The sequence below is a fragment of the Massilia sp. LXY-6 genome (assembly GCF_051233485.1).
GTDB lineage: Bacteria > Pseudomonadota > Gammaproteobacteria > Burkholderiales > Burkholderiaceae_D > Telluria.
The window spans coordinates 159154-184913 of the sequence record NZ_JBKFGF010000009.1 but is presented as its reverse complement, the minus strand read 5'-3'; the positions used below and the strand labels follow the sequence as shown (position 1 = coordinate 184913).

The window sequence follows — 25760 nt, the reverse complement described above, 5'->3', positions numbered from 1 at the left end:
CGCTCAGCCCTGGCTGCCGTGGAAGCGCTGGATCAGGCCCGCCAGGCGGCCGGCGTCGAACGGCAGCTCACCCTTTTGCAGGGCGTCGCGCAGTTCGGCGACCTTGGCGGCGTCGAAGTCGGGCAGGGCTTTCAGCGCACCTTGGGCCGGCTGCAGCACGCTTGACTCGAGCGCTTCGTTGGCACTGGATGGCACGACGGCCGGCGCGGCCGCAGGGCCGCCGGCTTGCGGCGCGATCGTGATGGAAGAGGTGGAGGCGCCAGTGATCTTCATTCGGGATCCTCGGGTTTTGGATTGAATCGTCATGGTTTCTTCGGCAATTGGCTGCGCAGTTCCTTGAGCGCGTCCTCGCCCGGCTTGGTGATCGAGACGTCCTTGCCCAGATCTTCGACCTGGGCGGGCATGCCGAACATCGCGGTGACGGCGGCGGCCTGTTTCGATGTCAGGATCAGCAGTTCGATGCGGCGGTTGACGGAGGCGTCGGGTTTGGCGGCATCGATCGGTGCGCGGTCGGCCATGCCGACCACTTGCAGGATGCTTTCCTTGCGCATGCCGCCGATGAGGAGCTGGGAGCGCGCAGCCAGCGCACGGTGAGCCGACAGGCTCCAGTTGGAGTAGCTGTTCGGGTCGCTGCTAGTGTACTGCAGGGAGTCGGTGTGGCCTACGACCAGCATTTGATTTTCCATTTTTTCGAACAGCGGCGCCATGGCGCGCAACAGTTTCGAGAAACGGTCGGTCGGAATCGGGCTGCCGCGCACGAACATGCCCTGGCGGTCGGTATCGTGCAGCATCACGCGCAGGCCGTCCGGCGTGATCACGGTGGCAAGGTTCGATGCCAGTCCGGCATCGGCGCTCATCTCCTGCAGGGCGTGGGCCAGCGCCGCCAGCTCGGACGGTGATTCGTACCTGGTGCGGACAGCGGTGGACTTGCCGCCGCTGGCCGGGCCTTGCGCGCCGCCGTTCGCCTTCGGCATCGGGAAGCGTTCGATCAGGCTGCCGCTCGGATTGCCGGAGATCTCGGGCTTGCCGCCGCTGCCTTCGATCAGGCCGGCGGCGGTGTTGTCGCGCACGATGTTCTTGAGCGCCGAAGCTTCGCGCGCGGCGATCAGCCACAGCACCAGGAACAGTGCCATCAGCGCCATGCAGAAGTCGGCGAACGCGACTTTCCAGGCGCCGCCGTGCTCGTCGTCGTGCTGCCTGCCGCCGCCACGCTTGACGATGGTCTCTTCGTGGTGCTTGTCGCCTTTTTTAGCTGCTTGCATGCTGGTCGATCCAATCCTTACGCGCGCTTGCGGGCCGCGCCGGCGTCTTCGCCGTCGGCCATGGCGTTGATCCAGGTTTCCAGCTGGGCGAAGCTGGGCTTGGTGTTCAGCTGGATCAGGCGGCGCCCGGCGTCGATCGCCAGCAGCGGCGGTTTGCCGGCCACGTGGGTGCACAGCACGACCTTCACGGTCTCCATGGTCGAGGCTTCCGAATTCACCAGCTGCTTCATCATGTTCGAGATCGGGTCCAGCACGCCGTAGCAGAAGAAGATGCCGATGAAGGTGCCGACCATGGCGGCGCCGATGTGCTCCGCGATCTCGGCGGTGTCGGCGCCGCCGCCGACCGAGTTCATGGTCATCACGATGCCCAGCACCGCGGCCAGGATGCCGAAGCCCGGCATCGCCTCGGCGATCTTGTGCAAGGACTTCGACGGCTGCATCAGTTCCTCGTGGATCGCATCCAGCTCCTGCTCCAGCACGCCCTCCAGTTCGTGGGCGTTGATCTTACCCATCGCCATCAGGCGGAAGTTGTCGACGATGAAGGCCAGCAGTTTCGGCTCTTCCAGGATCAGCGGATAGCGCTGGAACATCGGGCTTTCCTTGGGCGCCTCGACGTGGGCGTCGAGCGCCTTCAGGCCGCCGGCGGCGGTCTGCAGCAGCTCGTACATCAGCAGCAGCAGCTGGCGCTGGAATTCCGAATCGTGCCTGTTGCGCCCGATGATCTTCTTGACCTGGACCAGCAGCTCGGACAGCACGTGCTTGGGGTTGCCCACCACCAGGGCGCCGACCGCTGCGCCGACGATGATGAGCATTTCGATCGGCTGCCAGATGGCGCCGACGGTGCCGCCCATGAAGGCAAAGCCGCCGAAGACGGCGCCGAGCACGATGAGGATGCCGAGAATTTGCATGATGTTGTTTCCTTTTCTTAGGCCTGGGCCAGCGCGGCCTTCATCTTGGCCAGTGCGCTCTTGTTGAGTTGGCAGACGCGGGCATCGGACAGGTCGAGCACGGCCGCGATTTCCTTGTAGCTGAGCTCGAATTCGTAAATCATCTGGATCACGCGCTGCTCGCGCTCCGACAGGGCGTTCAGGGCCTGCTCGAGGCTGCGGCGCACCATGAACTGCTCTTCCGGGCCGGGCGCGCTGTGGGCGCGTTCGCTCGCTTCCTGCAGGATGTCGTCGAAGCTGAGCAGCTCCTCGGCGCAGTCGTCCAGCAGGAATTGGCGCCACGCTTCCTGGGTGAGGCCGAGGGCCTCCGCGGCTTCCCGGTCGTTCGGCTCGCGGCCCAGCTTGCGGGTGAGGGCGCGCACGGCGTCGCGCATCTTGTGGCTTTCCTGGCGCACGGCGCGCGGACGCCAGTCCTGGCGGCGCAGTTCGTCGAGGATCGCGCCACGCACGCGCAGGCCGGCGTAGCTGGCGAAACCGGCGTCCGGCGTGCCGTAGCGGCGCAGCGCTTCCAGCAGGCCGATCAGCCCGATCTGTTCCATGTCCTCGCGTCCCATCGCGCCCGACACCTGCGAGCCCAGCTGGCGGGCGATGCGCTTGACCAGCGGCGCGTAGGCGACCAGGTGGCGCTGCTCGTCCCTGGCGCTCATCGCCGCGTGCACGGCGGCGCCGGCATACTCGGTGCTGGCGTAACTGTCGGCGTAGTCGGTCATGTAACCCACGGTGTCCCCGGCTGCTATTCGATGATCAGCTTGCCGATCATGACTTCCTCGAACGGCTTTTCCGCGCGCGTCTGCTCATAATTGGCGTTGAAGGCATGGTTCAGCTGCTCGGCGTATTTCTCGACCGTCATCGACGACGCCTCGGCCATCGTGTAGCTCGACAGCGTGCGGACGGCCAGGCTGCGCAGCAGCGGCAGGTGTTCCTTGGTTTCCTTTTCCTTGGACGGCTCGGTGGCCAGCACCAGGTCGGTCGACAGGTAATGGCTCTCGGCCTCGTTCGGACCACGGCGCAGCATCACGATCACCTTGTCGAGGGTGACGTACTTGACCGGCTTGGCCTCCTTCGGCTTTTGCGCTTCCTTCTTTTCCGTGCCCGCGGCGGCGGCCGGTTTCGGCATGAACCACCAGACCGCGCCACCCGCGCAGGCGGCGCTCAGGATCACGGCGCCGGCGATGGCGATCATCGTTTTCATTTTGCTCATCATTGTCGTGCTTTAGTCGCGTCCGCCCAGCGAAAAGGCGGACGGGTTGTTACTTGCTTCGGCCAGGGCGCGGCCGGGCTCCTGGTCCTCCTGCTCGCGGCCCTGCTGGCGGCCGCGGCCCTGCTGCGGATCGCCGAACGGTGCCGCGCCGTTCTTCGGCGCCGGGGCGACCGTTACCGCGACCTCGGTGAACTGGCGCTGCGACAGGTCGCTGCGCAGGTTGTCGCTGACGGTCTGCAGCTGGCGCAGCACCTCGCCGTTGGTAGCCGAGATGTTCACTTCCAGCATGCCGGCGCTGTGGCGGATCGCGATGTCGATGCGGCCCAACTGGGGCGGCTCGAGACGGATCACGGCCTGTTCCATGTTCTTGCCGACCTGGACGTTCAGGCGCTCGCCCAGCGCTTCCTGCAGGCTCTGGCGCCAAGCGGTCGGCGGCCCGGCCAGCTTGACGGTGTCGGCGGCCGGGGCATTCGCCGCCGGCTGGGCGGGAATCGCGCCGGCAAGCGGGGCGGCCGGGGCGCCGTTGCCGGCATGGTCGGCGCCGCCGTCCTGGGTGCCGGTATTCGCAGCAGCTGCGTTCGCCTGCGCATGGACGGCGAAACGCGTCGAGGGCGCGGCATCGGCCTGGGCCGGGCGCGCAGCCTGGGCGGATGCGCCGTCCGCCGCCGGCGGCAGGGCGGGGCCGCGGTCGAGCGTGGCGGCGTGGCGGCCGCCATCGCCGGCGATGCCGTGGCCCGGCACGCCGGCGACGGCCGGGGTATCGGCGGCCGGGGTGGCGTCCCCATCGCCGCGCGCAGCGGACGGCTGCGCGGCCTGCACGGCCTGCGCCACCTGGGCCGGGGTCAGCGGCATCAGCGGCATCGCCATCGCGGCCAGCAGCGCGCCGTCCTGCGGCGCCGAAGTGGCAGCGGTATCGTCGGCGGGGCCATCCGGCGCGGCGGCGTCCTTGCCCTTGCCAGCGGCGATGTCCGATGCCGCGCCGTCGTCGGGCCGACCGGCCTGGGCCGCGCGCGCGGCAGCCTGGGCCTGATTGCCGAGCCAGGCGGCGAACGGCTGGGCGCTTGCGCCGGCTTGCGTGGAGGCGTTCGGCTGCGCGCCGGCGCCGGCGTCGGACGTGGCCTGGGCCGGTTTGGCGTCGGCGTTCTTTGGCGCAGCCGCGGCGGACTGGGAGACGGTATTCATCATCATGGTCATGCCTGGCTCGTGGCCGATTCGGTTGTATCGTGCATCGCGTAGGCGAGCCAGCCTTCCTTGTTGGCGCGCATGTCGTCCATGCGGGTCTGCAGCGCCCGGGCGGCGACGGCGACCGCATCGAAGGCATGGTCGTGGGCCTCGCGCAGGCATTGCAGGGCGGCGCGTTCGGCCGGGGTCAGCGGACCGCTGACGGCGAGCGCGTCGAGCTGCGGGGCCAGCGTGCGCGTCATCTGCGCCACCTGGTCCCAAGCGGCACCGTCGGCGGCGCCGCGCAGCGACTCGGCGATCCGGAGCAGGGCGGCCGACTTATCCATTGCGCGCCTGTACGCCGCCCCAGCCCTGGCGGATGGTGGTCATGATCTTCACGACTTCGTCGACCATCTTAGGATCCTGCTTGACGCCGGCCGCATTCAGGTGCTGGACGCAGAACTCGTACAGGTTGGCCAGGTTGGCGACGACCTCGCCGCCGCTCTCGAAATCGAGGGAGCTGGACAGGCCGTTGATGATGTCGGTGCATTTGTTGATGCTGGCGGCGCGGGCTTCGTACCGCTTGCCGACGATGTGGGCGCGGGCCCGCGCCAGCTCTTCGAGCAGGCCGTCGGTAAGAAGCAGTACCAGTTCGATCGGCGAGGCGCGCGAGGTTTGCGCGTCCAGGTTCGTCGCGTGATAGCTGCTGTAGGCTTCTTGATAAGACATCGGAATATCTCTTAGTTGGACTTGTTGCTGAACAGGGCGTCGAAAAGCGACACGTTCGAGTTCATCTGGCTCTGCAGGGCTTGCAGCTGCGTGAATTGCTGGAGGTAGCGCTGGTAGGCCGCGTCATAGCGGCGGTCCAGATCGTCCTGACGGGTGGCCAGGGTCGACTTCAGTTTCGTATTGTCGTCCTGACGGTGCTGGAGCTGGCCGGTGCTGCCGCTCCATTGGTTCAGGTAGGTGTTCAGGGTGCTCGCGATGCCGCTGGGGCCGCTGGCGGCCGTACTGCCGAGTATGCGGTCCAGGCCGTCAGGCGTCAGCGCGAGCTGCTTCGAAAGCTTGCCCGTGTCGAGTGCGAGGGTGCCGTCGCGCTGGGATGTGATGCCGAAGCTAGACAGTGAGGTGCTGCTGCCGCCCGGACGCAACATACTGATCAGGCGTTCCTGCAACGCCTTGATGCCGGCGTCGCCGGCGAAGGCGCCGCTTGCCGCGCCGGTGTTGCCGTCGGCCGGGGCAACCATGTCGTCGATGGTCGACTTCAGCTTGTTGTAGGCGTCGACGAAAGCCTGGGCGTGGGCGGTGGTGGCGCTGGTATCGGTCTTGACCGTCACCGTCAGATTGGGATCGGTGCTGGCCTGGGCCTTGGTGAAGGTGACGGCCAAGCCATCGACGTTGGTGAACGTGTTCGATGGCTGCGTCACCGGGGCCCCGCTCCGGTTACCGATATAGACGATGGCGTCCTGCGGCACATTGGCGCTGACGTTGGCGGTGTTCTGCAGGTTGGTCTTCAGCGTGCCGTTGCCCATCGCCGACAGGTCGAGCGACACGCCGGTGGCGGCGCCGGTCCTGGTCGAGGTTAGAATCAGCTGGGTGTTGGTGCCGAAGCTCACCACCGAGGCCGACACCTGGCCGGCATTGCCGGTGGCGTTGTTGATCGCCGCCGCCAGTGCGCGCACGGTCAGGGTGCCGTTAGCGTCTGAGGCGCTGGCCAGATCGACGTCGATGCCGGTGGCGCTGCCGCCCAGCAGCACGCTCAGCGTGCCGGTGTTGCGGGTGGTATCGGTCAAGTTGCTGTAGGTCGTCTTGCCGGCGGTTGCGATCTGCTCGGCGAAGAAGTCGTAGGTGCCGGCAACCGCGTGGCCGGTCGCGCTGGCGCTGCCGAAGCTGGTGTCGCTGAGGGTGGCGGTCTGCGCCAGCATCGTGGAACTCGCGCCGGTCAGGCTCGACAGGCTGCTCTGGAAGCTGCTGATCGCCGTGCTCAGGCTGCTCAGGGCGGTGGTCACGGCCTTTGCCTGGTTGGTCTGGCTGGTCAGCGCGGACTGCGCCGACGCGGTGTACTTCTGCGCGAGCGCGGTGGCGGTCGTGGTCGGGTCGTAGGTTGGGGCGGTAATACTCGACATGTCTGCTCCTTATTCCAAATTAGACGGCGGAGTTACCCGGTCCGTCCTGCCAGCCACGACTGCGTGGCGATGTCATCTTCCTGTTTGCGCTGCGCGCGGTCCTGCTCGCGCGCGAACGCGGCCTCATGCTGCGACAGCACCTTGCCGAGCAACTCGCGCCGGGTCCAGGCCTGGGTCAGGTTGCGCTGCGAGACCGCCATGTTGGCCTCGTGCAGGTGCAGGTCGGTGCGCTGGGTGTCGGCCAGCGCAAACACCGCCTGCTTGTAATTGCCGCAGTTGAGCGCCAGCGCTGGCGACAGCTTCGTCTCCGGCCTGGCCGACGGACCGCTGCCGACCGCGAGGTCGGTCAGGCGCTCGACGGTGGCCTGGTAGCGTGCGCGCATTGTTTCCTGCCTGGCCAGGTCGGCCTGCAGGCGTTCGACTTCGGTGCTGCGCAGGCGCACCAGGGTGCCGAGGCTGGCGATCGTATTCTGCTTGCTCATGCCATCATCGCTTTCAACTGGTCGACGCAGGGCTTGAGCGGCGCGTCTTCGCGCGTGCCCTGGCACAGGAAGGCTTCGATGTGCGGATGCAGCTTCACCGCGCGGTCGGTTTCCGGATCGGCGCCCGGCTGGTAGGCGCCGAGCGGGATCAGGTCGCGCACGCGCGCGTGCTTCGCCATCGCGGCCTTCAGCCTGCGCGCCGCCTGGGAGTGCTCCGGCGTGACCACCTGGGCCATGCAGCGGCTGATCGACTGGGCGACATCGATCGCCGGATAGTGGCCGCGCTCTGCCAGCTCGCGGGTCAGTACGATGTGGCCGTCGAGGATCGCGCGCGCGCTGTCGACCACCGGGTCCTGCTGGTCGTCGCCTTCGGCCAGCACCGTATAGATGGCGCTCATGCTGCCGGAGGCGTTCTCGCCGTTGCCGGCCGATTCGCACAGTTGTGGCAGGTTCGAGAATACCGACGGCGGATAGCCGCGCGTGGCCGGCGGCTCGCCCAGCGACAGCGCCACTTCGCGCAGCGCCATCGCGTAGCGGGTCAGCGAATCGCACAGCAGCAGCACGTTCTGGCCGCGGTCGCGGAAGTGCGCCGCGATCGAATGGCACAGTTGCGTCGCCATCACCCGCATCAGCGGACTTTCGTCGGCCGGCGCCACCACCAGCACGGCGCGTTTCAGGCCTTCGGGGCCGAGCGATTTCTCGACGAATTCGCGCACCTCGCGGTTACGTTCGCCGATCAGGCCGACCACGATCACGTCGGCCACGGTCTGGCGCGTGATCAGGCCGAGCAGCACCGACTTGCCGACGCCGGAGCCGGCCATCAGGCCGACCCGCTGGCCCTTGCCGAGCGTGAGCATCGCATTGATCGCGCGTACGCCGACGTCCAGCGGCTCCTCGACCGGGGTCTTCTTCAGCGGATTCACCTTGGGCGGGGTGGTCGAAAGAAGCTGGTCGCCGCCGAGGCGGCCCAGGCCGTCGATCGGCTCGCCCAGGCCATTCACCATCCGCCCCATCCACGATGGGCCGATCTGGATGCTGGACGGGCCGGCGGCCGGCAGCACGCGCGCGCCGGTCACCAGGCCGTCGGCCTTCTTGAACGGCATCAGGTAGGTCACCTTGTCGCGGAAGCCCACGACCTGCGCGTCCAGCCAGTCGCCGTCGACCAGCTCGACGCGGCAGCGCTGGCCGGTGTGCAGGCGCACGCCAACGCTCTCGAGCAGCAGGCCCTGCACCGCGACCAGGCGCCCGGTGGGCGTGGCCACCGGCACCGTGCCGATGTCGAGCGAACGCAGGGTTTCGGCCAGTGCGCTCACGCGGCTTCCTCCTGGTCGGCGGCAGCCAGCCCCTCACGCACCTGCTCCATGCAGGCGGCAAGACGGCCCTGGCAGCCGGCGTCGACTTCGTGGTCGCCGGCCCTGACGCGGCACTCGCCCGGCTCGAGGGCGGGGTCGGCCAGCAGGTTCCATTTCCTGGCGCGCTTCGGGTCCAGTTCCTGGATGCGCTTCATCTCTTCGGGGTTGAGCATCACCTCGACCTCGTCGCGGGTCGGCGGCATCGCCGACAGGGCTTCGTCGACCAGGGCCAGCATCTGCACCGGCTGCAGCGCCAGTTCGGCGCGGATCACCTGGCGGGCGATCTTGCCGACCAGGTCCACGACTTCCTTGCGCTGGGCATTCTTGTATTCGGTCTTCAGCTTCTTCAGCCCGCGCAGCATGGCGTCGACCGGCTTGGCCAGCGCTTCCAGTTCGGCGAGCGCCTGCTGGCGGCCTTCTTCGAGGCCGCGCGCCAGGCCTTCCGCATGGCCGGCGTCATGGCCGTCGCTGCGGCCCTGCTCGACGCCGACGTCGTAGCCGTCCTGCTGGCCCTGGCGGAAACCGTCGGCCATCGCACCCTGCCAGTCCTCTTCCGGCGTGGACGAGGACGGCGAGGGCGCGGCGCTGCCCTTGGCCGCCAGGAATTGCGACAGGGGCGGGAAGTGATAAGGCCGGAACTGCTTCATTCGGCGGTCGCCTCGGCGAACAGCTGGACTTCGATTTCGCCGTTGTCGGCCAGGTCCTTCACGGACGCCATGATCTCGCGGCGGGTCTGCAAGATGCGCGACATCGGCACCGGGCCGGAACGGCGCATCAGGTCTTCGAAGCTCTGCGCCTGGCGCTTCGGCATCGCACCCAGGATGGCGTCGCGCAGGAGCGGCTCGGCGCCCTTGAGGGCAACGGCCCACTGCTCCAGCGGGATCTCGTCCAGCAGGCGCGTGATGGTCTGTTCGGTCTGTTTCGACAGGATGAAGAAGTCGTACATCGACATCTCGATCTGCGACACGACTTCCGGATCGTGGGCGCGCAGCAGCTCGACCATGGTGGCGCGGTTGTTCGGCAGGCGATTCAGGATCTCGGCCGCCTGGCGCACGCCTTCCACGGTGGCGCTCTGGGTGTCGAGCGCGGACAGGCAGCGCTGCACCAGCTCTTCCAGTTCGGCCAGCAGCTCGCGGTCGATCTCTTCCAGGCGCGCCAGGTTCAGCAGCACCAGCTCGCGGCCTTCTTCCGGCAGCGCGTCGATGATCTGGCCGGCCAGCGCGGGCGGCAGGAAGGCCAGGAACACGGCCTGCATCTGCACGTGCTCGGCGGCGATGTAGTCGGCCAGCCACTTCGGCGAGGCGTACTGCAGGCGCGCCATCATCGGACGGATGGCGTCGCCGTAGATCGTGTTGAGCACGCTGTTGGCGATCTCGCTGCCCAGCGCCAGGTCGAGCGAGCGCTTCAGGTAGTTGCGCGAGGCGCCGTGCAGGCCGCTCTGCTGGCGGTAGTCGTCGAAGAACTTCTGGATCGAGGACTTCACGGCGTCGACCTTGATGCCGCTCATCCGGCTCATCACCTGGGTCAGCTCGATCAATTCCTCGCGCTCGAGGCAGCGCAGCACGGCGGCCGCCGGTTCCTCGCCGATCGACAACAGCACGATCGCGGCCTGTTCGACCGGGGTCAGCGCCACTTCCTGCACGTCGTTATTGTTCAGATCCGCCATTTTTCTTCTGCACCCATTGTTTGACCACTTCCGCCACCCGCTCCGGCTCCTTGCCGGCCAATACCTTCAGGTGGTCGACCATTACGTCCACGGCCGAACCGGCCGGTGGCAAATCATAGTTTTCCAGCAGCGACTGGACCGGCATCGCGCCGCCCAGCATTGGTGCGCCCGCGCCCGCGCTTGCCGGCAGGGCTGCTGCCGCGCTTCCCGGCACAGCCTGCGTGCCCGGTGCGGCCAGCGCACCGGCCGCGCCGTTCACCGCCGCGCCGCCCGGAAGGTGGAGGGCGGACGCCGCATGCGGCGTGCCCTGCGCGCCTTGCGGCGTGCCGCGCTTGGTCAGCATGCGCATCAGCGGACGCAGCACCGCGAACCAGGCGAACAGGGCGCCGACGATCCAGGCGGCCCAGCCGGTCATGTCGACCACGTTGTCGCGTTGCTGGTACCACGGCTCGACCGGGGCCGGGGCCGGGAAGCTCAGCGAGGACACCGCCAGCACGTCGCCGCGCTTGGTGTCGATGCCCAGGCCGCCGCGCAGGATCTTGTCGATGTTGGCGATTTCGGCCGGGGTCCAGCCGGTCTTCGGCGAGGCGGCCTGGGCGTTGTTCAGCACCACCGCCACCGACAGCTTGCGGAGTCTCCCGCGCGAGCGCTTGATCTGGGTGATCGCGCGGTCGTAGGCGTACTGGCGGGTGGTGGCGTTCTTGCGCGCGCTGCCGTCGTCAGCCTTGGCCGCGTTCGGATCGGCGGCGGCGTTGGCGGCATTCGGGTCGGCCGGGTTGGCCGCAACCGGCGGACGGTTCGACAGCGTGCCCGGCACGCCCAGCGCCATGCGGTTCTTCTCCATCTCTTCGCGCATCGCTTCGCTGGTGACCTTCGGCGCTTCGCCGTACTTCTCCTGGGTTTCCTCGATCTTGTCGTTGTCGACGTCGGCGGTCACGCTGACCTTGAAGTTGGTGGCGCCGAGGACCGGGCCGAGCAGCTCGTTGACGTTGGCGCGCACCTCGTCCTGGAAGCGCTTGGCGGCGGCGTCGCCCTGGGCGGCACCGTCGAAGCCGTCGCTCAGGTCGACGCGCGAGGACAGGTAGTTGCCGTTCTGGTCGACCAGCGAAACCCGGTTCGGCGCCAGGCTGGCGACGCTGCCCGAGACCAGGTTGACGATCGCGGCGATCTGCTCGTTCGACAGGGTATGGCCCGGCTTGACCGCGACCATTACCGAGGCCGAGGACTTGTCGCCGTCGCTGGCCACGAAACTGGTCGACTTGGCGATCGCCAGGTGCACGCGCGCCGAGGCGATCGCGTCGATCGTCAGGATCGACTGCGACAGCTCGCCTTCCAGGCCGCGCCGGAAGCGCACGTCCTGCACGAACTGCGACACGCCCAGCGGGTCGCTCTTGTCCATCAGCTCCAGACCGGCCGGCAGCTGGGCGGTCACGCCCTTTGCCGCCAGCAGCATCCGTACCTTGCCAAGCTGGGAGGCCGGCACCAGCACCTGGCCGCTGTCCGGGTGGACGCGGTAGGACACGTGCTCGGCTTCGAGGACGCTCATCATGTCGGAAGCGGCGACCTTTTCGCGCGCGCCGAAGACCGGCTTGTAGTCGGCCTGGTCCTTCCACATGTAGAGGGTGAGCGCGGCGGTGATGGCGATCGCCAGCACCAGCATCGGAGTCAGGTTTTTCGACAGCCCCGGCGGCAGTGCCGGCAGGCGTTTCCCGCCGATGGCGGATTTGAGGGCGGCAATCACGATGTGCTTTTTCCTGATCAGACGGGGAGCTTGAGCAGCTCGTCGACGGCGCCCATGACCTTGTTACGGACCTGCATCAGCATCGAGAACGACAGGTTGGCCTGCTGCGAGGAGAGCATGGCGCCGACCAGGTCGTCGCTCTTGCCGCTGTCGACGGCCGCCATCTTGTCGGTGGCGATGCGCTCTTCATTGTCGACGCTGACCAGTGCATTCTTCATGCTCTGCGCGAACGAAAAGTTGCCAGTGGCATGCTCCTGGGTCAGTTGCCCGGCGTCGAGCGCCGGCGCCACGGCAAGACGGCTGGCGTCATTGGTCAGGGCGGCCAGATCGGCACGGATCAGACCAGCAAGTTCAGTTCCCATCGTGTTTCCCACTCCCATGCGTAGATATTTTTGAGTAAAGGTAGGTATAGATTTGACAGTGTTTCTTTGTGTCAATGTGTCGCAATTTTGGTTGCGATATAGAAATTGTTAAATTCTTAGCTTCTTCCAGAGACTTGGTTTCCGTCGCGAAACCGGAGAGAATACCGACGTCGTCTGGCTTTACCCAGTAAAAATTTCCGCAATTCAGCACTGAATACGATCATATTACCGTACGGCAATGACGAATTCAAAGAGGAATCTCAAGCATTGCGACACAATTTAAAGGGTATAATAGTTGCCTTGAGGAATGAAAAGACATCATTCCCGCTTATTGAATTGTTAATTTGAACATGCCGATCGGAACCCCTGACACCACCTCGCAGCACCAAGTGCTCGACCCCTGCCTGCTGGGGCGTCCGGTGCATCTGCTGCCCCAGTTCGCAGTGCGCCTGCAGGACGACCTCGACGCTGCGATGCAGGGCCCGGCGCGCCGTTATTGGGGCGGCTGGCGCCTCGGCAGTGTCGAATTCGGCCGTGCGCCGCAGGACGGCAGCTTGCGCTGGATGGCTGCCGCCGGTGCCATGGGCACGGTCTCGGTGGCGTTCGAGCGTGGTTTATTACTGACACTGTTGGAACGGCGCTACGGTGGACGTAGCGCAACCGCAACGCCGCGCGATCCGGATAGCGAGCGCGTGACGGCGACGGAAGAGCGTCTCATCGTGGTACTGACGCAACAGATGATCGACCTGTTGTATGGGCGCGTCGCTATCAGTATGGCAATGGACGTCGCACCGGCGGCGGTGCCGGCCGGCGCCGTGAACGCTTCGACAATGCCGGGCAAGAGCGCCTGGACGGTATGCGCGACGCTACGCGATGCCAACGGGGCAACGGGCCGGTTCTGGATTGCTCCGGACCAGGCCCTGATGGCGGCGATCCTGAGCAGCCTGCGCCCGGATCATCCGCGCGCCCATGCGGTCCGCGGGCCAAGCGAGCCGCTGTCGTCGAAGCTGCAGGTCAAGCTCGACGGCCGCCTGGTCAGCAAGGCAATCACGCTGGGCACGCTGTTCGACCTGAAAATCGGGGACGTGATTCCGGTCAGTGTGGGCCGGGCCGACGTCCTGCTCGACGAGGCGCGCCTGTTTACGGCCGCCGTCGCCGAGCACAAGGGAAAGCTGTGTTTAACCTCTTTTGAAGATGCCGAATAAATGGACATGAACCTGAACGAGCAGATCGCCGGTGGCGGCGACATCATCATCGACGACCTGGCGGACTTTGACGCCGCCGTTCCCGCAACGAGCGGGGCGGCCAAGGCGGCGCGCCTGCCGCAGATGATGCGCCGCATCCCGGTGACCCTGACGCTGGAAGTGGGCTCGGCCCGCATCTCGCTGCAGGAGCTGATGGAGATCGGCCCGTCCTCCGTGCTGCCGCTCGACGCGCTGGCCGGGGAGCCGCTGCTCATCAAGGTCAACGGCGCCGCCATCGGCCGCGCCGAAGTGGTGGTCGCGGGCGAGCAGTACGGCCTGAAAGTGATCGATCTCGATGGCCTCAACCTGGACCTGATCGCACCATGACGTTCAAGCTGGACGGCGCGCATTGTCGCAATGCGTTGCGCCGCCATGCGCCGGCACTCGCCGGCGTTTTCCTTTTGCTGATCGCCGGCGCCGCCGCGAATTGCGCCCATGCGGCGCCGCAGAATCCGGACGTCCTGCCCGGGATCATCCCCGGCACCGGCAGTGGCCTCACCGTGAAGTCGCAGATCCTGGTCCTGATGACCATCCTCGGGCTGCTGCCCGTGATCGTCATGATGATGACCAGCTTCACGCGCTTCGTGATCGTGCTGTCGCTGCTGCGCCAGGCCCTCGGGCTGCAATCGGGCCTGCCGAACCGGATCGTCACCGGGGTCGCGCTGATTTTGACATTGCTGGTGATGCGCCCGGTCGGCGAGCAGGTCTGGAAGGAAGCCTTCGTCCCTTACGACAAGGACAAGATCACGCTCGAGCAGGCGCTCAAGACCGCCGAGGTGCCGCTGTCGCGCTTCATGCTGGCCCAGACCAGCAAGGCGGCGCTGGCCCAGGTCGCGCACCTGGCCGGCGAACCGCCCGAGATGGCGCCGATGGCGCGCGGCTTCACCGTCAAGCTGGCGGCCTTCGTGCTGTCCGAGCTGAAGAGCGCGTTCCAGATCGGCTGCATGCTGTTCATTCCCTTCCTGATCATCGACCTGGTGGTGTCGTCGGTGCTGATGGCGATGGGCATGATGATGCTGTCGCCGCTCGTGATCTCGCTGCCTTTCAAGCTGCTGCTGTTCGTGCTGGTCGACGGCTGGACCCTGACCGTGAACACGCTGGTCGGCAGCATCCACGGATACTGATTAGAGATATGACTCCCGATATCGCTGTCGACATCATCGTCGAGGCCCTGCAGCTGGTGATGCTGCTGGCGGCCGTGCTGGTGCTCCCCGGTCTGGTAACCGGCGTGATCGTCGCGGTCTTCCAGGCCGCCACCTCGATCAACGAGCAGACCCTGAGCTTCCTGCCGCGCCTGCTGGTGACGCTGCTGGCGCTGATCGTGGCCGGCCACTGGATGACCGCCAAACTGATGGACTACTGCGTGTCCGTGTTCCAGCGCGCAGCGACGCTGGTCGGATAAGCCTTCGCACCGATGCTCGACGTCGTCAACCTCCTGCTTCCCCTGATCGGCGCGCTGTGGTGGCCGTTCGCGCGCTGCATGGCGATGCTGTCGACCGCACCGGTGCTGGGCGAAGCCTACGTGCCGCTGCCGGCGCGCGCGCTGCTGTCGGTGGCGCTGGCCTTCATGATGTTGCCGCTGACGCAGGGGAGCGCGATGCCGGATCCGTTTTCGCTGGCCGGCGTGGTGGCGATGGTCGAGCAGGCCGTGATCGGCGGCGTGATCGGCCTGGCGCTGCAGCTGACCATGGCGGTGGTGTCCATGCTGGGTTTCCTGGCGTCGAGCCAGATCGGTTTTTCGATGGCGCAGATGAACGACCCGGTCAACGGCCAGCAGTCGGACGTGGTGTCCGGCCTGCTCGGGCTGGTGGCGATCCTGGTGTTCTTCGCCATCGACGGCCACCTGGTACTGGTCGGGGTGCTGGGGCAGAGCTTCCGGGCCTGGCCGGTGGGCTCCGGCTATGGTTCGCTGCTGCTGCAGACCGTGGCGCTGAACGTGGGCTGGGTGTTCGCGGCGGCGATCCTGCTGGCGCTGCCGATCGTGTTTTCGACGCTGGTGGTACAGATCGGCCTTGGCTTCCTGAACCGGGTGGCGCCGTCGCTGAACCTGTTCTCGCTGGGCTTTTCGCTGGTGACGCTGTTCGGCCTGATGATGCTGGCCCAGGTGGTGCGCTTCATCCCCGAGCATTATGTGCAGATGACTAACCAGGTGCTGGAAATGCTCCAGCAGCAGATGAGGGCAGCGCATGGCTGATACCGGCACCGGCGGCGACAAGACAGAAAAGGCCTCGGCGCAGAAGCTGAGGAAGGCGCGCGAGCAGGGCCAGGTGGTCCGTTCGAAGGACCTGGCCACCGCGGTCGGCATCCTGGCCAGCCTGAAGCTGTTCGTGTTCCTGCTGCCGGATTACCTCGAATCCTTCCGCGCGCTATTCCGCCTGGTGTTCGTGCCGGTCGGCGAAGCGGGGGCGATCGAGAACGCGTTGTCGATCGTGTTCATGAGCGCCGCCATGTTGCTGATCAAGATGCTGCTGCCGCTGTTCGGCGTGACCCTGGCGGTGGTGCTCTCCAGCCTGGTGCCCGGAGGCTGGAGTTTCTCGACCGCGGGCCTGGCGCCGAAGTTCAGCCGCTTCTCGCCGGTCTCGAACCTCGGTCAGCTCGGCTCCGCCAAGCACTGGAGCACCTTCGGCACCTCGGTCGCCAAGGCGGCCGTGCTGGCGATCGTGCTGTGGCACGTGGTGCGCTCCGGCGCGATGTCGTGGATCGACCTGCAGCGCATGCCGCTGCCGGACGCTATCCTGCGCGGCGCGTCGCAGATGTTCGACGGCCTGATGGCGCTGGTCTCGGTGTTCCTGATCTTCGCCCTGGTCGACGTGCCGCTGCAATTCTTCCTGTTCGCGCGCGGCCAGCGCATGAGCAAGCAGGAAGTGAAGGAAGAATACAAGAGCAACGAAGGCAAGCCCGAGGTGAAGCAGCGCATCCGCCAGATCCAGCAGCAGCTGGCGCGGCGCAACGTGAACAAGGCCGTGCCGACCGCCGACGTGGTGATCGTCAACCCCGAGCACTACGCGGTCGCGCTGAAGTACGACACCAAGCGCGCCGAGGCGCCGTTCGTGGTGGCCAAGGGCATCGACGAGATGGCCCTGTACATCAAGTCGGTCGCGGCCAGGCACAAGATCGAGACGGTCGAGCTGCCGCCGCTGGCGCGCGCGATCTACAACACCAGCCAGATCCAGCAGCAGATCCCGGCGCAGCTCTACCAGGCGGTGTCGCAGGTGTTGAACTACGTGCTGCAACTGAACGCATTCCGTGACGGCCGGCGCCAGGCGCCCCCACGGTTCCCGAACGAAGTCGTCGTTCCTAGTCATTTGAGTGAGGTATCCGCAACATGAACATGCGCACCACAAACACGATCAGCAGCTTGATCGCCGAGCTGCGCCGCCAGAAGTTCGCCACCCCGGCGTTCCTGCTGACGCTCCTGGCGATGATCATGCTGCCGCTGCCGCCGGTGCTGCTGGACGTGCTGTTCACGTTCAACATCGTGCTGGCGCTGATCGTGATCCTGGTATCCGTGTCGTCCCGGCGTCCGCTGGACTTCTCGGTGTTCCCGACCGCGATCCTCGGCACCACGCTGATGCGGCTGGCGTTAAATGTCGCTTCGACCCGCGTGGTGCTGTTGCGCGGCCACGAGGGCACGGCCGCGGCCGGCCACGTGATCGAGGCCTTCGGCAACGTCGTCATCGGCGGTAACTTCGTGGTCGGCATCGTGGTGTTCGTGATCCTCATGATCATCAACTTCGTGGTCGTCACCAAGGGCGCCGAGCGGATCTCGGAAGTGTCGGCGCGCTTCACGCTGGATGCGCTGCCCGGCAAGCAGATGGCGATCGACGCCGACCTGAACGCTGGCCTGATCAACCAGGAAAAGGCGCAGCAGCGTCGCAAGGATGTCGCCAACGAAGCGGACTTCTACGGCGCCATGGACGGCGCCTCGAAGTTCGTGCGCGGCGACGCCATCGCCTCGATCCTGATCCTCTTGATCAACCTGATCGGCGGCGTCGCCATCGGCGCGTGGATGCACGGCCTGTCGATGGGCGATGCGTTCCGCCAGTACGCACTGCTGACCATCGGCGACGGCCTGGTGGCGCAGATCCCGGCGCTGCTGCTGTCGGCCGCGGCGGCGATCCTGGTGACCCGCATCAGCGACTCCGGCGATTTCGAGGAACAGGTCAGCGGCCAGCTGCTGGCCCAGCCGCACGTGCTGTTCTCGGCCGCCGGCGTGATGGTCATTTTGGCGCTGGTGCCGGGCATGCCGTGGTTCTTCTTCGTGAGCTTCGCCAGCGTGCTGGGCTACGTGGGCTGGCGCCTGACGCGCGAGGTCAAGGCGCCTGCGGAGGAGAGCGTGGCGGCGATCGAGGCGGCGCTGCGCGACGACCGCGTGCCCGAACTCGACTGGCAGCAGCTGCCGGTGGTGCAGCCGATCTCGGTGGCGGTCGGTTACAAGCTGGTGCATCTGGTGGATAAATCGCAGGGCGAGGCGCTGACCAAGAGGATCAAGGGCGTGCGCCAGAGCCTGTCGGAGCAAATGGGCCTGCTGCTGCCAAGCATCGGCGTGCGCGACGACCTGACGCTGCGTCCGAACCAGTACGCGATCTCGGTGAACGGTACCGTGGTGGCCGAAGGCGAGGTGGTGCCCGAATGCCTGATGGCGATCCCGTCGCCGACCGTGTACGGCCAACTGGACGGCATCCCCGGTATCGAGCCGGCCTTTGGGATGGCCATCACCTGGATCGACCCGGAGCAGAAGGCGCACGCGCTGGGCCAGGGCTACCAGGTGGTCGAAGTGGCGAGCGTGATCGCGACCCACGCCTCGAAGATCGCCAAGGATTACCTGTCCGAGCTGTTCCGCCACGAGGACGTGCCGGCGATGATGGACCGGCTGACGGCACTGTCGCCGAAACTGGCCTCGGCGCTGGACAAGGCACTGACCCACACCCAGCTGCTGCGCGTGTTCCGGGTACTCCTTGCCGAGAACGTGTCGCTGAAGGACATCGTGGTGATCGCCACCACGCTGCTGGACAGCTCCGAATCGACCAAGGATCCGATCCTGCTGGCGGCCGAGGTGCGCTGTGCGCTGCGGCGCCAGATCGTGTCGGGCCTGTACGGGAAGAAGAAGGACATGCCGGCCTTTAACCTGTCCGGCGACCTCGAGAACATGCTGCTCGGCTCCCTGAACCAGGCGCGCCAGAACAATGGCGGCAAGGTCGCGCTGGACAACTACCCGATCGATCCGCAGCTGCTGTCCCAGCTGCAGCTGAACATGCCGGTGGCGCGCGAGCAGATGAAGCAGCAGCACACGCCGCCGCTCCTGCTGGTGCTGCCGCAGGTGCGCCCACTGCTGGCCCGCTACGCGCGCCTGTTCGCGCCGGGGCTGCACGTCCTCTCCTACAACGAGATTCCGGAGAACCGCGACGTCTCGATCATCGGTACGGTCGGTTGAATTACTGAACCGGCAGCACGAGCGCCAGCTCGGCCATCGCCCGGAACACCGGCAGGCTGAGCGCCGATGCCGCATCCGCCGAAGGCAGGCGGATGTGGGCGGGCCCCAGAGGCAGGCTGTCGCGGTACTTCCATCCCAGCACGCGCAGTCCCGCGCGTCCTACCGCGGCCTCGAGCTCCGGCTCCAGCGCGCGCAGGCGCGCGGCGGTGCGTGCGTCCGGCGCGCACAGTTCCAGCAGCACGCCGTCGGCCACCGGCTCGGCCTGCACCGTCACCACGGTACCATCCAGCAGCACCAGTTCGAGGCGCAGGGCGGCGCGTGCGCGGCGCTTTTTCTGCTGCTGTTGTGGGGCTTCCTGATCCTGCTGCACCACACGCAGGTGCTGGTCTTGCGCGCTGCCCGCATGCACGGTGAAGCGCCAGGCATCGAGGGGCGTGCCGGCCAGGTCGGCCTGGCGCAGGACGCGCGGGTCCTGGCCACCGAGCTGTCCGGCCTGCAGCATCGCGGTCGGTAACTGTCCCGGGCGCGCCTGCAGCTCGCGGCTCACGATCTGGGCGCCGTAGCTGCGCACCATGCTGCGCCAGGAACTGGCGAGCGTGCCGCCGTCGCGGTCCGGCCAGGACAGCTGGCGCGCCATCACGACCTGGTCGGGACGCATCGCGGCGCCGTCCGGCGTGCCGCCGGCTGCCGCCTGGGCGGCCTGTGCCTGCGCCGCTTGCGATCCGGGCAGCGGTAGCGGCAGGGAATCGATGTCGGCCAGCAGCGCGGCCGGGGCCACGGCGGCCACCGGACCGACCGGCAGCGAAGGCGCGGCGGGCACTGCGGGCAAGACTGGTGAAACGAGCGGGGGGAAGGACAGGGAGGCCATGAGAAAGGCAGAGTAACAAGTAAAAAGGCCAACCGCAAGGTTGGCCTTTGGAGTCTGGCTATTTGACGATTACTGCAGCAGCGACATGACCATCGACGACATGCTGTTGGTCTGCTTCAGCATGGCGGTGCCGGCTTGCATCAGCATCTGATTCGAGGTCATGTTCGCGCTTTCCTGTGCGAAGTCGACGTCCATGATGCGGCCGGTAGCGGCCTCGGTGTTGCTGCTGATGTTCGACAGGTTGTTGTAGACGTGGTCCAGGCGGTTGGCGGCTGCGCCCAGGCTCGAACGAACCGAGCTGATGCCATCGATCGCGGTCGTGATGGTGTCGATGATCGTGTTGGAGGCGCCAGACAGTTCGGTGCCGGCGGTGGCGGTGCCAGCGCCCAGGAAGTTGGCGCTGACCAGGGCCAGCTGGCTGCCCACCGAACCGGTGGTGCCCATCGAGGCGCTCAGGTCCATCGTCATCGTCTGGCCGGAGGCGGCGCCGATCTGGAAGGTCATGGCCGATGCGATCGTGCCGCCCTTGAGCAGGGCTTGTCCGCCGAACTTGGTGTTCGTCATGACGTTGCTGATTTCCTTGCTCAGGTTGTCGTATTCCGACTGCATCGCGGTCTTGTCCGCCGAGCTCGACGACGCGTCGAATGCCTGGGTTGCCAGGTCTTTCATGCGGACCAGCATGTTGTTCACTTCGTTCAGCGAGCCTTCGGCGGTCTGCAGCATCGAGGTGGAGTTCTGAGTGTTGCGCATGGCGACGGCCATACCGCTGGTCTGTGCTTTCAGGCGGGTGGCGATCTGCAGGCCGGCGGCGTCGTCCATTGCCGAGTTGATGCGGTAGCCGGTCGACAGGCGGGTCATCGAGGTCGACAGTTTGTTCTGGGTGGTGCTCAAAGCGCTTTGTGCGGCGAGGGCGGCGTTGTTGGTGTGAAGGCTCAGCATTTGAAGCTCCTGATAGAGGGTTGGTGTCTGGTTGGAGCAACGTTTTTCGCGCTCTCACAAGTACAGGACGACCATTTATCTGGGTTCATTAAGTGCCGTAGGGAAATTTTTTAAAATATTTTCGGTCCTAAAAGCAGGGGGGCTCCACCATTGTCGACAAGTCATCTGTGTCGGCAAATCACTACAAGTTACCTGCGGGGCTGCAGCCAACGACGCATGGTTTTGCCACTGGGCAAGTTTTCACCGTATACTTCGTCCGTCGCGCAGCCGCGCAGGCCGATGCTGGCCTGGAAACTTAAGAGGATATATATGACGATGGCACACGAGGGGGGCGACGCCGTCGCCCTCGAACAGATGTTCGCACGCGGCGTGACACTCCACCGGCAGAACCAGCTGTCCGATGCGATGGCCGTCTACGAGCAGGTGCTGCGTGCGATGCCCAGCCACGCCGGTGCGCTGCACCATGTGGGCATCATCTCCTTCCAGACCGGCAACCATAATATTGCCGCCGGTTTCATCCGTTCCGCGCTCGCGCTTGCTCCCTCGCTGGCACCGGCCCACCTCGACCTCGGAAACACCTACAAGGAGCTGGGCCGGTTCGCCGAGGCGCTCGACTGCTACGAGCAGGCAGGCCGTCTCGATCCGTCGCTGCCCGACCTGCACTACAACCGCGCCACGACCTTGCAGGCCATGAAGCGGCACGAGGAGGCATTGCGAAGCTACGATATCGCGCTCGCCGCGAATCCCGAGGACATCGAATGCCACAATAATCGCGGCGTGGTACTCAAGGAGCTGGGCCGCTTCGACGATGCACTCGCCAGCTACAACCGTGCAATCGCACTCGATCCGCGTTACGTCGATGCCCATAACAACAGCGGCAACGTCCACAAGGAGATGGGCCAGTTCGACGTTGCCCTGCAATGCTACGACCAGGCGCTCCAATTGAGTCACTCAGCTGAGGCACACTTCAACCGCGGCACCGCCTTGCAGGCTCTCGACCAGTCTGACTCCGCCATCGAAAGCTATACGCAGGCAATCAAACTGAACCCTGCGTTCGCCAAGGCCTACAACAATCGCGCGACGGCGCTTTACACGCTCGACCGGCCGGCAGAAGCGCTGCGCGACAGCGAGATCGCGGTCTCCCTCTCGCCCGGGTACGCTGAAGCTCACAAGACGCGTGGCATTGTGCTGTTCGGTATCAAGCGCGTGCACGAGGCGCTCGACAGCTTCAAGGAAGCCATCCGTCTCGACCCCCAGGATCCCGAAGCCCACGACAAGTGCGGCGTCGCCTACCGCGACTTGAAGCAGCCCCACGAAGCGATGGCCTGCCACGACAGGGCACTGGCGCTGGGCGGCGAGCGTCCGGGCACCTACCTGAACCGCGGAAACGTGCTGCGTGATTTGGGCGAGATGGACGCGGCGATCACGGCCTATGAACACGCGCTCGAGATTTCGCCCGGCTATGCCGACGCCTATGTCAATCTCGGCACCATCTACGATGCGCTCGGCCGCCGCGCTGATGCGCGCGCGAGTTACGACCGCGCGATCGCGCTCAAGCCGGAATTCGCCCTGGCGCACTGGAACCGCAGCCTGCTCGACCTGCAGGAAGGGAACTTCGCCGACGGCTGGCTCGGCTACGAGTGGCGCTGGAAGACCGCCTCGCAGGGCCTGGCCCGCGAACGGCGCGAGTTCACTGAGCCGCTGTGGCGCGGACACCAGGACTTGGACGGCAAGACCATCCTCCTGTACGGCGAGCAGGGCCTGGGCGACACCTTGCAGTTCTGCCGCTATGCGCAGCTGGTGGCCGCGCGCGGCGCCGAGGTCATCCTGGAAGTGCCGGGTACGCTGTGCGACCTGATGCGCAGCCAGCCGGGTGTGCATCAGGTGGTGGCGCGCGGCACCCGGCTGCCGCCGTTCGACTTCCAGTGTCCGCTGCTGAGTCTGCCGCTCGCGTTCGGGACCGGCCTCGATTCGATCCCGGCATTCCCTCGCTATCTCGCGGCAGACCCCGACAAATCGGCGCAGTGGGCGCGCCGGCTCGGTCAGAAGTCAAAGCTGCGCGTAGGTATCGTCTGGTCGGGAAACCCGGTCCACTTGAACGACCACAACCGTAGCATCGACTTCGCCAAGTTCGCCCCCTTGCTGGCCGCAGACGTCCAATTCGTCGTGCTGCAAAAGGAAATCCGCCCGATTGACCGGGTCGCACTCGAAGCTCATCCGGACGTCCTGCAGTTCAGCGGGGAAATCGGTGACTTCAGCGATACCGCCGCCCTGTGTGACGCGCTCGACCTGGTCGTCACCGTCGACACCAGCGCTGCCCACCTGGCCGCTGCGCTCGGCAAGCCGACATGGGTTCTTTTACCGCTGAACAGCGACTGGCGCTGGCTGCGCGAGCGCAGCGACAGCCCGTGGTATCCGTCGGTCCGCCTGTACCGCCAGCCGGCGTCCGGCGAATGGGAGCCGGTGCTAGAGGGCATCGCAGCGGACCTCGCGCAATTCATCGCCGGGGCAGCGGCGCCGTGACAGCGAAAAAAATGCTACCTGGCGGCGCGTAATGCTTTGCCTTGTAGAAATCTTGCCCCACACTCCAGGCCGTGGATGATGCGTAGCCGGATGGTCTCCATCCTACATACGCCCGATTCGGGCCCTGGGTTAATTTCAGATTCGGAAGGATTATCATGGTAAAAATTATCGGTGTTCTGGGCGGCTCCAGAGCAAACCCGAATGCGGCCCAGGTCGAGCGCTTGTTTGCCGACGGGCTCGCCTTTCACCGGCAGAACAGCCTCGAACGCGCCCTGAGCGCCTACGAGCAGGTGCTCAGCCTGATGCCCGGCCATGTTGGTGCGTTGCACCATGTCGGCGTCGTTGCCTTCCAGTCCGGCGACTATGCTGCAGCAGCAGGCTTCCTGCGTTCGGCCATCGACATCGATCCGGCGGTGCCGGCCATACATTGTGATTTGGGTAACGCCTACAAGGAACTCGGGCAACACGAGAACGCCTTGGAGGCCTATGCCGGCGCACTGGCCCTGGATGCGAACCACCTGGACGCCTGCTTCAACCGCGCCATCACCCTGCATGAGATGCTGCGCTACGACGAGGCGCTAGAGGCCTATGCCCAGACCATGTCCCGCCATGGCGAGGATGCGGCGGTGCGGAACAATATCGGGATGGTCCTGTATTGCCAGGGGCACCATGAACAGGCCTTGGCCAATCTGGACCGTGCGCTCGCCATCGACGACGGCTACCTGGACGCCCATGGCAACCGTTGCCAGGTGTTGGAGGCGCTCCAGCGCTTCGACGCGGCGCTGCAGGCATGCGGGCGGATGATCGACATCGCACCGCAAACAGGCGACGGCTACCTGAAGCGCGCCCTCCTGCAACTGAGTTCGGGGCAGCCGGAGCAGGCGCTGGCGGACGCAGACGCCGCCATCCGGGTCGCCCCGAGCCTTCCGGACGGCCACCGTATCCGCGGTATGGCGCTGCACGCGCTGCAGCGCTTCGCTGCCGCCGTTGACAGCTACGACGCCGCGCTCAGGCTGAACCCGGCCGACGCGGCCGCCTACGACCAGCGCGGACTGGCTCAGGCGCAGGGGCAGTTCAGGTAGCCTTGGCAAGCCACGAGCGGGGATCGAACTCGATGGGGGCATGGGCTCGCGCACCGGTAGCGTGCCAGTGTATTGCTGGCGCTCGATCCGGATTACGCGCCGACGCGCCGGCACCGGAAGCCCGTTGTACCTGTGCAACGGCGAGTACGAGCAGGGCTGGAAGGAATCCCCGGACGGAATAACCATCCAGCTTTATGCCGAGCACGGACGCCGCGAAACCTCTTTTCTACCGCTGTCCCGAGCGCGCTCGCGCCACCTGATCAACGTAAAAGTCGATGACGTTTTTGGTCAACTCGGCATCTCGAAGGGTCGCCTGATAGAACAACTCCTTGGCATCTTCGTTCAGGTGGCGGAAGGCTGCCAACCGGCCCAACTGGAAAAGAATGGCGGGGACGGGAGTGTTTTCAGTTTTGTTCCGCAGGGCCTCGGTCAGTACCTGGAATGCTTCGTCATACTGGCCGTTGTCGATGTGCTGTGTGCCAATCTCCAGCAGGCGAGGGGCAGCGATGATCTTTTGCGCCTCCGTATTGGCCAGTGCCATCGCCGTCTCCACTTCTGCCAAATGGTGGAGATACCTGGGGTGCGCGGCTTCACGCTGTTCGGGAGACGCGGCCAACCATTGTTTGCAAAAGGCGCCCAGGTCACGCACTTCAGATGAATTCAAAGAAAGTCCGGGGATGATTGCCAGCGATGTCTTGCGCAAATTGTCCTTATCGTTACTAACTGTCAATCCGCAGTAGGCTGGACGCAAGCCTTCGCTGCTGAGCAGGAGGTCCAGTTCGGCGAGATTCCATTCGCGAATGTGGGCCGGATTGGCAGGCGGGCCCATATCCTGAAAACCGCGTTCCAGGTCGCGTTCCGGTGTAGAGATCAATGCCACCTTGGCATGGATGAGATAAGAGTGGATCAGTTGCATCGGCTTGGCCGGATTGACCAAGTGTTCGATCACACCGGCGTTGACGACTACCGCGTTGCGCAGGATATCGGCCGGGATGTCCGGGTCCGTGCAGTTTTCCAGGTCGACTTCAATCCACTGTCCGAACGGATAGCGGGTACGGCAATATTCGAGCTTGCTCCCGGAGTCCAGTCCGATGATCTCGAATTCGGGGTGGAGCGCGGCAAGCTTGTCAGCCCTGCCGCAACCGATATCGATGATGTAGCGGCACTCGTACTGGTAAGCCAGGGTGGCCGCCAGCGAAAAGACTTCCGGATGCAAGATCGTGCCATCCTGTTGGATATCGGCGTCGTACTCGGGCTGGGTACGAGCCCGGTAGCCAGGTTTGATGAAGAAGTTTGCTGCAGTCACGAAAGTCCCTATACGAAAAATTTGAAAGGTAAACCGCGCCGACGTCGCCTTGTTGGATTGCAAC

27 protein-coding genes are annotated in these 25760 nt (G+C 65.8%); 9 read left to right on the top strand and 18 right to left on the bottom strand.

The genetic code is table 11. The features are described from left to right. Window positions 1-3: 3 nt before the first annotated feature. Genes flgM through ACI48D_RS05160 form a run of 15 tightly spaced genes read right to left on the bottom strand, consistent with a single transcriptional unit; the run spans window position 4 to window position 12300 of the window. Window positions 4-273: a flagellar biosynthesis anti-sigma factor FlgM gene (gene flgM, locus ACI48D_RS05230; protein WP_435570150.1), complete on the bottom strand. Its 270-nt coding sequence runs from the start codon at window positions 271-273 to the stop codon at window positions 4-6. Between the two features lie 29 nt (window positions 274-302). Further along, window positions 303-1262 (bottom strand): flagellar motor protein MotB, encoded by a 960-nt coding sequence (locus ACI48D_RS05225; protein ID WP_435570149.1) that lies wholly within the window; start codon window positions 1260-1262, stop codon window positions 303-305. Between the two features lie 17 nt (window positions 1263-1279). Further along, entirely contained in the window at window positions 1280-2173 is an 894-nt protein-coding gene (gene motA, locus ACI48D_RS05220; RefSeq protein ID WP_435570244.1) for a flagellar motor stator protein MotA, read from the bottom strand. Between the two features lie 14 nt (window positions 2174-2187). Next, entirely contained in the window at window positions 2188-2919 is a 732-nt protein-coding gene (fliA, locus tag ACI48D_RS05215; RefSeq protein WP_435570243.1) for an RNA polymerase sigma factor FliA, read from the bottom strand. A 23-nt stretch (window positions 2920-2942) separates the two neighbouring features. Further along, a complete protein-coding gene (locus ACI48D_RS05210; protein ID WP_435570148.1) occupies window positions 2943-3401 on the bottom strand; it encodes a flagellar basal body-associated FliL family protein in 459 nt (152 codons plus the stop codon). A gap of 21 nt (window positions 3402-3422) precedes the next feature. Beyond that, window positions 3423-4604 carry a flagellar hook-length control protein FliK gene (locus ACI48D_RS05205; RefSeq protein ID WP_435570147.1) on the bottom strand — a complete coding sequence of 394 codons (1182 nt, stop codon included), beginning with the start codon at window positions 4602-4604 and terminating at the stop codon, window positions 3423-3425. Then, window positions 4601-4918: a hypothetical protein gene (locus ACI48D_RS05200; RefSeq protein ID WP_435570146.1), complete on the bottom strand. Its 318-nt coding sequence runs from the start codon at window positions 4916-4918 to the stop codon at window positions 4601-4603. The genes ACI48D_RS05205 and ACI48D_RS05200 overlap by 4 nt, the downstream gene beginning before the upstream one ends. Continuing rightward, the gene (gene fliS, locus ACI48D_RS05195) at window positions 4911-5300 is read right to left on the bottom strand and encodes a flagellar export chaperone FliS (RefSeq protein ID WP_435570145.1); all 390 of its coding nucleotides are present in this window, start codon (window positions 5298-5300) and stop codon (window positions 4911-4913) included. The genes ACI48D_RS05200 and fliS overlap by 8 nt, the downstream gene beginning before the upstream one ends. Window positions 5301-5311: 11 nt before the next feature. Beyond that, window positions 5312-6697, bottom strand: a complete 1386-nt coding sequence (fliD, locus tag ACI48D_RS05190; RefSeq protein ID WP_435570144.1) for a flagellar filament capping protein FliD — start codon at window positions 6695-6697, stop codon at window positions 5312-5314. 32 nt (window positions 6698-6729) lie between these two features. Next, window positions 6730-7179, bottom strand: coding sequence for a flagellar FliJ family protein (locus ACI48D_RS05185; protein WP_435570143.1), 450 nt, complete (start codon window positions 7177-7179; stop codon window positions 6730-6732). Continuing rightward, window positions 7176-8492 carry a flagellar protein export ATPase FliI gene (gene fliI / locus ACI48D_RS05180; RefSeq protein ID WP_435570142.1) on the bottom strand — a complete coding sequence of 439 codons (1317 nt, stop codon included), beginning with the start codon at window positions 8490-8492 and terminating at the stop codon, window positions 7176-7178. The genes ACI48D_RS05185 and fliI overlap by 4 nt, the downstream gene beginning before the upstream one ends. Next, complete coding sequence (gene fliH, locus ACI48D_RS05175; protein WP_435570141.1) at window positions 8489-9178, bottom strand: flagellar assembly protein FliH; 690 nt, start codon at window positions 9176-9178, stop codon at window positions 8489-8491. The genes fliI and fliH overlap by 4 nt, the downstream gene beginning before the upstream one ends. Continuing rightward, entirely contained in the window at window positions 9175-10197 is a 1023-nt protein-coding gene (locus tag ACI48D_RS05170) for a FliG C-terminal domain-containing protein (RefSeq protein ID WP_435570140.1), read from the bottom strand. The genes fliH and ACI48D_RS05170 overlap by 4 nt, the downstream gene beginning before the upstream one ends. Continuing rightward, window positions 10178-11938 (bottom strand): flagellar basal-body MS-ring/collar protein FliF, encoded by a 1761-nt coding sequence (gene fliF, locus ACI48D_RS05165; protein ID WP_435570139.1) that lies wholly within the window; start codon window positions 11936-11938, stop codon window positions 10178-10180. Before fliF ends, ACI48D_RS05170 begins: the two co-directional genes overlap by 20 nt. 17 nt (window positions 11939-11955) lie before the next feature. Then, on the bottom strand, window positions 11956-12300 hold the full coding sequence (locus ACI48D_RS05160; RefSeq protein WP_435570138.1) for a flagellar hook-basal body complex protein FliE: 345 nt from the start codon (window positions 12298-12300) through the stop codon (window positions 11956-11958). 350 nt (window positions 12301-12650) lie between these two features. Here ACI48D_RS05160 and ACI48D_RS05155 point away from each other — a divergent pair, with 350 nt between their 5' ends. The 7 genes from ACI48D_RS05155 to ACI48D_RS05125 are packed head-to-tail and all read left to right on the top strand — an operon-like array spanning window position 12651 to window position 18978. Then, window positions 12651-13505: a FliM/FliN family flagellar motor switch protein gene (locus ACI48D_RS05155; protein ID WP_435570242.1), complete on the top strand. Its 855-nt coding sequence runs from the start codon at window positions 12651-12653 to the stop codon at window positions 13503-13505. After that, window positions 13506-13871, top strand: a complete 366-nt coding sequence (locus tag ACI48D_RS05150; RefSeq protein WP_435570137.1) for a FliM/FliN family flagellar motor switch protein — start codon at window positions 13506-13508, stop codon at window positions 13869-13871. It abuts the gene before it with no gap. After that, window positions 13868-14668 carry a flagellar type III secretion system pore protein FliP gene (gene fliP, locus ACI48D_RS05145; RefSeq protein ID WP_435570136.1) on the top strand — a complete coding sequence of 267 codons (801 nt, stop codon included), beginning with the start codon at window positions 13868-13870 and terminating at the stop codon, window positions 14666-14668. Before ACI48D_RS05150 ends, fliP begins: the two co-directional genes overlap by 4 nt. A gap of 8 nt (window positions 14669-14676) precedes the next feature. Then, a complete protein-coding gene (gene fliQ, locus ACI48D_RS05140) occupies window positions 14677-14946 on the top strand; it encodes a flagellar biosynthesis protein FliQ (RefSeq protein WP_435570135.1) in 270 nt (89 codons plus the stop codon). A gap of 12 nt (window positions 14947-14958) precedes the next feature. Beyond that, window positions 14959-15738: a flagellar biosynthetic protein FliR gene (fliR, locus tag ACI48D_RS05135; protein ID WP_435570134.1), complete on the top strand. Its 780-nt coding sequence runs from the start codon at window positions 14959-14961 to the stop codon at window positions 15736-15738. After that, a complete protein-coding gene (locus ACI48D_RS05130) occupies window positions 15731-16873 on the top strand; it encodes an EscU/YscU/HrcU family type III secretion system export apparatus switch protein (RefSeq protein ID WP_435570133.1) in 1143 nt (380 codons plus the stop codon). Before fliR ends, ACI48D_RS05130 begins: the two co-directional genes overlap by 8 nt. Window positions 16874-16875: 2 nt before the next feature. Continuing rightward, window positions 16876-18978, top strand: coding sequence for a flagellar biosynthesis protein FlhA (locus tag ACI48D_RS05125; RefSeq protein WP_435570132.1), 2103 nt, complete (start codon window positions 16876-16878; stop codon window positions 18976-18978). Window position 18979: 1 nt separating this feature from the next. On the opposite strand, the gene ACI48D_RS05120 is transcribed toward ACI48D_RS05125, so the two are convergent. Both ACI48D_RS05120 and ACI48D_RS05115 read right to left on the bottom strand, forming a co-directional pair. After that, window positions 18980-19798: a hypothetical protein gene (locus tag ACI48D_RS05120; protein ID WP_435570241.1), complete on the bottom strand. Its 819-nt coding sequence runs from the start codon at window positions 19796-19798 to the stop codon at window positions 18980-18982. Window positions 19799-19915: 117 nt separating this feature from the next. Beyond that, window positions 19916-20785: a flagellin gene (locus ACI48D_RS05115; protein ID WP_435570131.1), complete on the bottom strand. Its 870-nt coding sequence runs from the start codon at window positions 20783-20785 to the stop codon at window positions 19916-19918. A gap of 309 nt (window positions 20786-21094) precedes the next feature. Here ACI48D_RS05115 and ACI48D_RS05110 point away from each other — a divergent pair, with 309 nt between their 5' ends. Together ACI48D_RS05110 and ACI48D_RS05105 are read left to right on the top strand one after the other, a co-directional pair. Then, window positions 21095-23308, top strand: a complete 2214-nt coding sequence (locus ACI48D_RS05110; RefSeq protein WP_435570130.1) for a tetratricopeptide repeat protein — start codon at window positions 21095-21097, stop codon at window positions 23306-23308. Window positions 23309-23463: 155 nt separating this feature from the next. Next, a complete protein-coding gene (locus ACI48D_RS05105; protein ID WP_435570128.1) occupies window positions 23464-24390 on the top strand; it encodes a tetratricopeptide repeat protein in 927 nt (308 codons plus the stop codon). Between the two features lie 226 nt (window positions 24391-24616). Here ACI48D_RS05105 and ACI48D_RS05100 read toward each other — a convergent pair whose 3' ends face one another. Then, window positions 24617-25759 (bottom strand): class I SAM-dependent methyltransferase, encoded by a 1143-nt coding sequence (locus ACI48D_RS05100; protein WP_435570127.1) that lies wholly within the window; start codon window positions 25757-25759, stop codon window positions 24617-24619. Window position 25760 lies beyond the last annotated feature (1 nt).

Bases quoted from the DNA above. Each gene is read 5' to 3' on its own strand.
- fliP (WP_435570136.1), top strand. From the start codon at position 13,868: ATGACGTTCAAGCTGGACGGCGCGCATTGTCGCAATGCGTTGCGCCGC.
- ACI48D_RS05125 (WP_435570132.1), top strand. From the start codon at position 16,876: ATGCGCACCACAAACACGATCAGCAGCTTGATCGCCGAGCTGCGCCGC.
- ACI48D_RS05210 (WP_435570148.1), bottom strand. From the start codon at position 3,401: ATGAAAACGATGATCGCCATCGCCGGCGCCGTGATCCTGAGCGCCGCC.
- fliS (WP_435570145.1), bottom strand. From the start codon at position 5,300: ATGTCTTATCAAGAAGCCTACAGCAGCTATCACGCGACGAACCTGGAC.
- ACI48D_RS05150 (WP_435570137.1), top strand. From the start codon at position 13,506: ATGGACATGAACCTGAACGAGCAGATCGCCGGTGGCGGCGACATCATC.
- ACI48D_RS05105 (WP_435570128.1), top strand. From the start codon at position 23,464: ATGGTAAAAATTATCGGTGTTCTGGGCGGCTCCAGAGCAAACCCGAAT.
- ACI48D_RS05110 (WP_435570130.1), top strand. From the start codon at position 21,095: ATGACGATGGCACACGAGGGGGGCGACGCCGTCGCCCTCGAACAGATG.
- fliR (WP_435570134.1), top strand. From the start codon at position 14,959: ATGCTCGACGTCGTCAACCTCCTGCTTCCCCTGATCGGCGCGCTGTGG.
- fliD (WP_435570144.1), bottom strand. From the start codon at position 6,697: ATGTCGAGTATTACCGCCCCAACCTACGACCCGACCACGACCGCCACC.
- ACI48D_RS05225 (WP_435570149.1), bottom strand. From the start codon at position 1,262: ATGCAAGCAGCTAAAAAAGGCGACAAGCACCACGAAGAGACCATCGTC.
- fliA (WP_435570243.1), bottom strand. From the start codon at position 2,919: ATGACCGACTACGCCGACAGTTACGCCAGCACCGAGTATGCCGGCGCC.
- ACI48D_RS05160 (WP_435570138.1), bottom strand. From the start codon at position 12,300: ATGGGAACTGAACTTGCTGGTCTGATCCGTGCCGATCTGGCCGCCCTG.
- ACI48D_RS05200 (WP_435570146.1), bottom strand. From the start codon at position 4,918: ATGGATAAGTCGGCCGCCCTGCTCCGGATCGCCGAGTCGCTGCGCGGC.
- fliQ (WP_435570135.1), top strand. From the start codon at position 14,677: ATGACTCCCGATATCGCTGTCGACATCATCGTCGAGGCCCTGCAGCTG.
- ACI48D_RS05155 (WP_435570242.1), top strand. From the start codon at position 12,651: ATGCCGATCGGAACCCCTGACACCACCTCGCAGCACCAAGTGCTCGAC.
- ACI48D_RS05130 (WP_435570133.1), top strand. From the start codon at position 15,731: ATGGCTGATACCGGCACCGGCGGCGACAAGACAGAAAAGGCCTCGGCG.
- ACI48D_RS05205 (WP_435570147.1), bottom strand. From the start codon at position 4,604: ATGACCATGATGATGAATACCGTCTCCCAGTCCGCCGCGGCTGCGCCA.
- ACI48D_RS05185 (WP_435570143.1), bottom strand. From the start codon at position 7,179: ATGAGCAAGCAGAATACGATCGCCAGCCTCGGCACCCTGGTGCGCCTG.
- ACI48D_RS05115 (WP_435570131.1), bottom strand. From the start codon at position 20,785: ATGCTGAGCCTTCACACCAACAACGCCGCCCTCGCCGCACAAAGCGCT.
- flgM (WP_435570150.1), bottom strand. From the start codon at position 273: ATGAAGATCACTGGCGCCTCCACCTCTTCCATCACGATCGCGCCGCAA.
- fliH (WP_435570141.1), bottom strand. From the start codon at position 9,178: ATGAAGCAGTTCCGGCCTTATCACTTCCCGCCCCTGTCGCAATTCCTG.
- ACI48D_RS05170 (WP_435570140.1), bottom strand. From the start codon at position 10,197: ATGGCGGATCTGAACAATAACGACGTGCAGGAAGTGGCGCTGACCCCG.